Source organism: Acinetobacter sp. YH16032 (assembly GCF_013417345.1).
Taxonomy (GTDB): Bacteria; Pseudomonadota; Gammaproteobacteria; order Pseudomonadales; family Moraxellaceae; genus Acinetobacter.
The window spans coordinates 1-6,843 of sequence record NZ_VPEE01000057.1; the positions used below are offsets into that span (position 1 = coordinate 1).

General features: G+C 38.6%; 10 protein-coding genes. 4 read left to right on the forward strand and 6 right to left on the reverse strand.

Translation table 11 applies throughout. The features are described 5' to 3' along the window. Nucleotides 1–353: replication initiation protein (locus tag FTV32_RS15320; RefSeq protein WP_180029069.1), on the reverse strand; the 353-nt coding region annotated here is incomplete at its 3' end. A 609-nt stretch (nucleotides 354–962) separates the two neighbouring features. Beyond that, nucleotides 963–1,391, reverse strand: a complete 429-nt coding sequence (locus FTV32_RS15325; protein WP_218947430.1) for a conjugal transfer protein TraD — start codon at nucleotides 1,389–1,391, stop codon at nucleotides 963–965. Nucleotides 1,392–1,582: 191 nt separating this feature from the next. Here FTV32_RS15325 and FTV32_RS15330 point away from each other — a divergent pair, with 191 nt between their 5' ends. Both FTV32_RS15330 and FTV32_RS15335 read left to right on the forward strand, forming a co-directional pair. Then, a complete protein-coding gene (locus FTV32_RS15330) occupies nucleotides 1,583–2,692 on the forward strand; it encodes a MobA/MobL family protein (RefSeq protein WP_179991684.1) in 1,110 nt (369 codons plus the stop codon). A 12-nt stretch (nucleotides 2,693–2,704) separates the two neighbouring features. Then, nucleotides 2,705–3,289, forward strand: coding sequence for a tRNA modification GTPase (locus tag FTV32_RS15335; protein WP_179991685.1), 585 nt, complete (start codon nucleotides 2,705–2,707; stop codon nucleotides 3,287–3,289). 175 nt (nucleotides 3,290–3,464) lie between these two features. On the opposite strand, the gene FTV32_RS15340 is transcribed toward FTV32_RS15335, so the two are convergent. Further along, on the reverse strand, nucleotides 3,465–3,833 hold the full coding sequence (locus FTV32_RS15340; RefSeq protein WP_179991686.1) for a hypothetical protein: 369 nt from the start codon (nucleotides 3,831–3,833) through the stop codon (nucleotides 3,465–3,467). 222 nt (nucleotides 3,834–4,055) lie between these two features. On the opposite strand from FTV32_RS15340, the gene FTV32_RS15345 reads away from it, so the two are divergent. Both FTV32_RS15345 and FTV32_RS15350 read left to right on the forward strand, forming a co-directional pair. Then, entirely contained in the window at nucleotides 4,056–4,733 is a 678-nt protein-coding gene (locus FTV32_RS15345; RefSeq protein WP_179991687.1) for a tetratricopeptide repeat protein, read from the forward strand. 112 nt (nucleotides 4,734–4,845) lie between these two features. After that, nucleotides 4,846–5,181: a hypothetical protein gene (locus FTV32_RS15350; protein ID WP_179991688.1), complete on the forward strand. Its 336-nt coding sequence runs from the start codon at nucleotides 4,846–4,848 to the stop codon at nucleotides 5,179–5,181. 97 nt (nucleotides 5,182–5,278) lie between these two features. On the opposite strand, the gene FTV32_RS15355 is transcribed toward FTV32_RS15350, so the two are convergent. The 3 genes from FTV32_RS15355 to FTV32_RS15365 form a co-directional block, all read right to left on the reverse strand. Next, nucleotides 5,279–5,704: a DUF805 domain-containing protein gene (locus FTV32_RS15355; protein ID WP_179991689.1), complete on the reverse strand. Its 426-nt coding sequence runs from the start codon at nucleotides 5,702–5,704 to the stop codon at nucleotides 5,279–5,281. A gap of 252 nt (nucleotides 5,705–5,956) precedes the next feature. After that, nucleotides 5,957–6,370, reverse strand: coding sequence for a hypothetical protein (locus tag FTV32_RS15360; protein ID WP_179991690.1), 414 nt, complete (start codon nucleotides 6,368–6,370; stop codon nucleotides 5,957–5,959). 9 nt (nucleotides 6,371–6,379) lie between these two features. Then, nucleotides 6,380–6,843: replication initiation protein (locus FTV32_RS15365; RefSeq protein ID WP_180029070.1), on the reverse strand; the 464-nt coding region annotated here is incomplete at its 5' end.

The following is a 6,843-nucleotide window of genomic DNA, read 5'->3' on the forward strand; positions in this document are numbered from 1 at the left end:
TATGGCATTATTGAGTCAGAAAAAGTTAACTCTATTCGACCTTCCCCTCCAAAATATTTTGCTTTTTGTTGAATCCATCGGATCTCTTCTTTTTTATTTTTCCAATGTATCTGTATCCATCTTTCCGCTAATTTATCTACTGCATCTTGTAAATGTCTCTCTGCATTACCTGTACCCATATTAGGAAAAGCTAGATAAAACTCTTCGGCTGTTAACTCAAAGGTTTTCTCAGGGGACTCATCTTTGGGATTCAACTTACCAATACACATTAATAAAACCCGCTGTTCCTGCAAAGTTAGTTTATAACTAGCTTCAATTAGAGCATTTGATTTGTAGGCTACTAGGTTATTCATCAAAGACCTCCTAATGGTGTTAAATAAATATACACCACTAATACCATTAATGGTATGTTTTATTTTAACACCATCAATGCGTGTGGATATTACCGTAAAAAGCACCATCTATTACCGTAAAAAGCACCATCTATTACCGTAAAAAGCACCATCTATTACCGTAAAAAGCACCATCTATGTTGTTGTAAGTTATTGATTACAGCGAGTTTTTTTTACCCGAAAACAAGATAAAAAACAAAAAAACAAGTTAAAAAGGGAAATGCCTGTGAATAACTCAACCAAAGTTGTCAGATACATCACGCTTCGTAATATTTAAAAGGATGTCGCAAACAACGTTTGCTCCTTTTCAGACAAACCTAAAACACCTCAGTAGCTCCCTCGCTTTGCTCGGGCAACTCGTTGAACATTTCTTTTGTCTACGACCATCCAGCCACTGCGCCGCTGTTTTTTCCGTGTCATTGGGTTCGCTTCGCTCACGGCTCAATCAGGAAGGAGCTGTCTGAGCTTCTGAGCCACGTTTTCAGTATTGGGTGATAAATTCCATTATCGAGCCAATAAAACCTCACCACGGACTTCCTGTGGCGTTTTAGAGGGTATTAACACCCTGTTCTAATCTTCCTTTTTTTGATTGAGTAATGCTTGCCCCTTAAATTTCCATTCTTCCCATTTGGGATTGTCACGGGATAATTCATGCAAGCTGACTAATGCCCCCAGTAGTTTTGCGGGGTCATCTACCGGTTTACCCGTTTGACTGTCCACTAACCCTGCCATAATGAGTAATCCCGCCGATTGATAAAGGGCATGGTCACGCGCTTTACGGGCCGCTTTGGCTTCTGCACGCTTCTCTGCTTGAATAAGATTCATCACCTTTGTGCGGGCTTCCTGTGCTTTTTCTGCTGCCCGCTCTGCCTGAATTAACAATGAGAGCGTTTTTATTTCTTGGGCGGTTTTATCCGCTTTATCGTGCAAAATCACCAATAAGCGTTGTGCCTCATTCGGTGATTTTAAACCACGGATAGTTTGCACTCTGTCTGCCACCCATTTAGCCTGTTTTTCGTTTTTCATCTTTACCACTCATGCAGCTTTTAGAATGAAATAATTATGCTCATGATTGGCAACTCAGGTCAAATTCCACTACAATCCCTATCATCTTTTTATTGATAGGGCGCACTTAGACGTTTCTTCACTTCATTCAGAAACGGTGCGCGCTTGCAGCGGGCGAAAACAGCATGGCATCTTATCATCTCAGCGTTAAAACCGGCGGGAAAGGCAAAGCCACTTCCCATGCCGATTATATTGCGCGTGAGGGAAAATATGCCCGTGAAAAAGACAACGACCTTGAGCATCAAGAGTCCGGCAATATGCCCGCATGGGCAGCGCATAAACCGTCCGAGTTTTGGAAAGCCGCGGACACGTTTGAACGTGCCAACGGCTGTACCTACCGCGAAATTGAAATTGCCCTGCCGCGTGAATTGACACCCGCACAACGCCTTGAGCTTGTTCGTGATTTTATTCAACAGGAAATTGGCGACCGGCACGCCTATCAATTTGCCATTCATAACCCCAGAGCGGCGATTGAAGGCGGTGAACAACCGCATGCGCATATTATGTTCTCTGAACGGCTTAATGACGGTATCGAGCGTGACCCGCAGTTGTATTTTAAACGGGCTAACACGAAAAACCCTGAACGGGGCGGCGCAAAAAAATCTCGTTTTGGCGAAACGCCGACCGAACGCAAGGCATACCTTATCGCCCAGCGAGAACGCTGGGCTGACTTACAGAATAAGTATCTTGAACGGTATCAGCACGCTGACCGCGTTGATGCGCGTTCCCTGAAAGCACAGGGGATTGAGCGTGAGCCGGAGCGACATTTTGGCGCAGGACAGGTCAGGCAGTTTAATACAGCGCAGTTACACGCCCTGATGGAGCGCAGAGAAGCGGAGCGACAGGCTCAGCACTGTCGTGATGAATGTAACTGCGTCATTGATGTCACGACGACATTACGGGAAGCCCTCGCAGAGCGCGATAACGTCACTGAAACACCTAAATGCGAGGTGATGCAAAATGCGACTCAGGGCAGAACGTTTGATTTTGAAAAAGAGTCTGACAAGCTGAACGCACTGGTCAATGATGCCTTGAGTGAGATACAAGACGAGATTGACCTTCAATCCTTGATTAATGACTCGATGGCAGAGTTTCAGAATATTCATCAGGAACTGGTTAAGCAGCAGGAACGCGAGTATTGGGCTGAGCAGCGGCGTCAGCAGGAAAATGAACGACAGCGCCTCGCTGAGCAGAAGCGACAGAAACCGGATGACGGCTGGTCATTTTCACGATAGAGAGAATTTTGTATGAGTGATGAGATTAAAAAAATTGCGGCGCTGATTGGGCATCAGCAAGCGCAGGAAAAGCGTGTGGCGGCGTTGATTGATGAATTTCAGGCAGAATCCGCCAAATTAAGCCGCCAAACAGCACAATTGGCTCAGGTGATCCATGAATTGGACAGTGCCTCCGGTAAGATGACCGACACGATCAGGCAATCGGTGAATGCAGCCTTAACTCAGGTTGAAAAAGAACTCAAACAAACGGGATTGGCGCAGCAGAAACCCGCCGTCAATGCGCTGAATCAGGTGGTTACAGCAGCTAATGAATCCGTGAGTGCAATGCGACGTGAAATGTCACGTTATACGTGGAAATCCGCGATTTATATCGCCCTGACAATGGTTGCTGTTATGGGGGGCTGTCTCTGGGGGATGTTTTATTTTATCGACAGTGGTTATGACCGAATTGCAAAAATGCAGCGCATGGAAGCGGTCTGGCAAAAAAAAGCCCCGCTGGCTGATATCTCCACGTGTGACGGAAAACCTTGTGTGAAAGTGGATACAAGGCAGTCATATGGTGATAAAAAAGACACCTATCTGATTATCAAACAATAAAAAAACGGCGCTGAATACGCCGTTTTCCCGTGCAAGTCGTCAAAGTAGCGAGGGGGTTTTGAGCGGTTCGCCCTCATTCAACCTATTCATCTGCTAATGAGCCGGAAGGTTGAAAGATCTTTCAGTTTTTACTGATTAAATATGAGCATATTTAATCCAGCAAGTACTTACCATACTACCCTGGAGACTCACCTTTTAAATATCTATTTAATAAGTAACTAAGAGGCCAACCCTCAGAATCATTCAGTAACAGGCACTTAGATATCATTTCAAAATCATCTGATATATAAGCGGAAACATCACTATCTCCACAAACTTTAAATGATAACTTAAATGAAGCTTCTCTTATCCTATTTATTATTTCGATGCAATCGTCAGGAAAACATATATTTTTTATTTTATTAAAACTATTTAGCCACTGTTTTTCAAACTCATCGCCATCTCTTTTATCTAATGCGTCATCAATATTTATATGTAATAAAAAATCAAAAAATTTAGGTTCGTTAATTATCATTAACAATTCATTTAAGTTATCATTAGACATTACATTAACCCTTGCTTAGTTAGCCATTCTTCAATTAAATTAACCGCTTTTACTGGTGTTACATCTGTTCCTAAAGTATGTGTTCCATTCGGAGATTTCACATCAACCCGAATATCATCCAACTTAGATGGTCTTTAGTTACGGAATTTTCTGGGGTTTCTGGCGTAAAACCCTTAATAATATTATTCCATAGTTATTTCTGTTTTCATATATGGGGTTTTAATGAAGTTATTGTTTTTATTGTTCTTTTTATTTCCATTATCCGTTTTAGCTAGTGATTGTGGGATTAAAGATTTTTCTTTATGTCAGTCTGCTGAGAATGGCGATAGTTTAGCTCAAATGAAAATTGCTGATATGTATTCAGAGGGGGATGGTGTAAAGCAAGATAAGCACATCGCTTTTGAATGGTATCAAAAGGCTGCAAATCAAGGTAATGTAGAAGCTCAGAGTATTTTAGGTTCATTGTATCTTTATGGTACAGGCGTTAATTCTAGTAAACCAATGGCATTGAAGTTTTACAAAATGGCAGCTGATCAGGGTGACATAATAGCTATCATTTCATTAGGTCAAATGTATTTGGTTGGATATGGTGTGAAAAAAGATGAGGTTATGGCTTTCAATTTTTATCAAAAAGCAGCTGAACTAGGCGATGTTTCATCACAAGCAATATTATGTGGTTTTTATCGTAAAGGTATAGGAACTGATCAAAATGATGATTTAGCCTTTGAATGGTGCAAAAAAGCCGCAAATAAAGGAAGTGAATCTGCTCAATACGCTCTTGGTAATATGTATTTGAACGGAGTTGGTGTAAAGCAAGATATTTCTGAGAGTCAATTATGGTTCAAGGAATCTTGTGATAATGGTTTTGATTTTGCCTGTTCTAAAGTAGACAAAAAATAATGCCCCAATGATGTGCTAACAAAATTTTCAAATTAATTATTAGAATGTAATAATTAATTGTATTTGTTATAATGATATAGTAATTGTAAGTTTAATATACAACGAGAATAATATGAAGAAAAAAGTAATTAGATTAGTAAGTCAGATAGATGTGAATGAAACCAAAAGTAGTTTAATTTATGAGCAGAAAATGTCATTAATTTACTTTCTTTTTGGTGGATGGTTTTCTTTTTTCTTCATGAAAAAAAAAGGAAATAGAACTGTTTGTTTTTTGCGTGATATCAATTCTATTGATATTTCATCAACAGTAATGACTGGTAATTTAATTACGGTTAATACAAATGATATTCGTTATGTCCTGGAAGTCAGGAATAAAAAGACATGGGTTGATATTTGCAAAACCCTTCCATCCATACTCCCTAACATTATAATTAATGAAAAAAAATAATTCCATTTAAATTATTACAATTCAAACCGGTGAATAAACATAATAAAATTTACCGGTTTGAAATATGACAAAATTATCTGACGTTTGAATTGCTGTTTTATTGTTTTTTGATTACTTTGTTGTTACCAAATCGGTTTTGACCAATATCACCTTTATAAAATATCATTAAGATTGCGAGTGCTAAATAGGAAAGTATTCCTAGCATTCCTATTACTAATCCTATCGTTCCGAATAAATTACCGCCTATATAGGTGAATGATAATGCAATTATAAAAAATAAATATGGCGTAATGAGAAACCATCCAGAGTAATTTACATCATGTAATCTACGGATAGATACGGTTATTTCTGGAATAAAAATTATTAAATAAAATATTGATGCAATCAATGTAAATCTTTCAATAATTAATAGCAGTATAGGGTTAATTATTATAAATGCGATGTATTCCTGACGAGAAGATCGGTCTTTGAAATTAAAATAATTACGGAAACAATTAAAATAACTATTAAAGAATGAACTCATAAAGTCTTTATCCAATTTGATGATGGTTTTCAGTATGATAATTTTTGCTATTTGATTTTTTAAAAATCTGGTCAATGACTATAATTTAACATAAAGGTGCTTAAGCGTAACGCCATTTAGGCACTCAACCTAAAATTCCCCTCAACCGCTCAAAACTCCCTATCTTCTCCCCGTAAAAAGCCCCATTTTTGTGTTAGTGATTTGTTATCAAAACGGCGGTTTGGGTTTCGCGGTAAAAATGACGTCAACCGGCTATTTTTTCCAGAATTGCCACGGTTTTTTTGTTGGTACTGGTATAACAGGTTCGGGTGTTGTCGGCAGCTTGGATTCGATTAATAGCATTGCTTGTTTTAGGCTGTCTATATGTGACTGTTGAGCTGTAACGAGTTGTCTCAGGTGTTCAACTTCCTGTTCTAGTTGCTTTGTTTTATTGGTTTCACTTGTTCCGTTAGGTGTTGCATGTTGTTCATTTATTACAGTGTCACTCTGTTCATGATGAACAGACTTGAATGCGCCAAAAACTCGTAAAAGCTCTGATGTATCTATCTTTTTTATTCCATTCTCATCTGTACATATGGACAATTTTCCGTTTGATATGTAACGGTGAACAGTTGTTCTACTTTTTTTCGTTAATCGTGAAGCTTCACTGATCGATACCAGAGCCATTATTCATCCTCAAATTGATATTTTTATTTGATTATCTTGTGTAAATTGAAAATGTAGCGCGTTAGCTGTTCGACCTTTTTTTACAATATCAACCGTTACCATTAGGTCACTCTTATCATTTAATTCCTTTATGGCGGGTTTTATTACAAACTTATTAAGCTCTGAGAATTTTGAATATTTGTTATCTATTCCCATCATTGAGCGGAAATCATCAACATTGATTAGTCTATCTCCAGTGGCTTTAAATTGCATTAATAGCTCATAAATCCTAATGCTATATGTTCTTTTAAGAGCTGACACATTTTTAACTGCAATACTGGTGAATTGTCCTTTTAACTGAGTTAGGTATGGCATTATTGAGTCAGAAAAAGTTAACTCTATTCGACCTTCCCCTCCAAAATATTTTGCTTTTTGTTGAATCCATCGGATCTCTTCTTTTTTATTTTTCCAATGTATCTGTATCCATCTTTCCG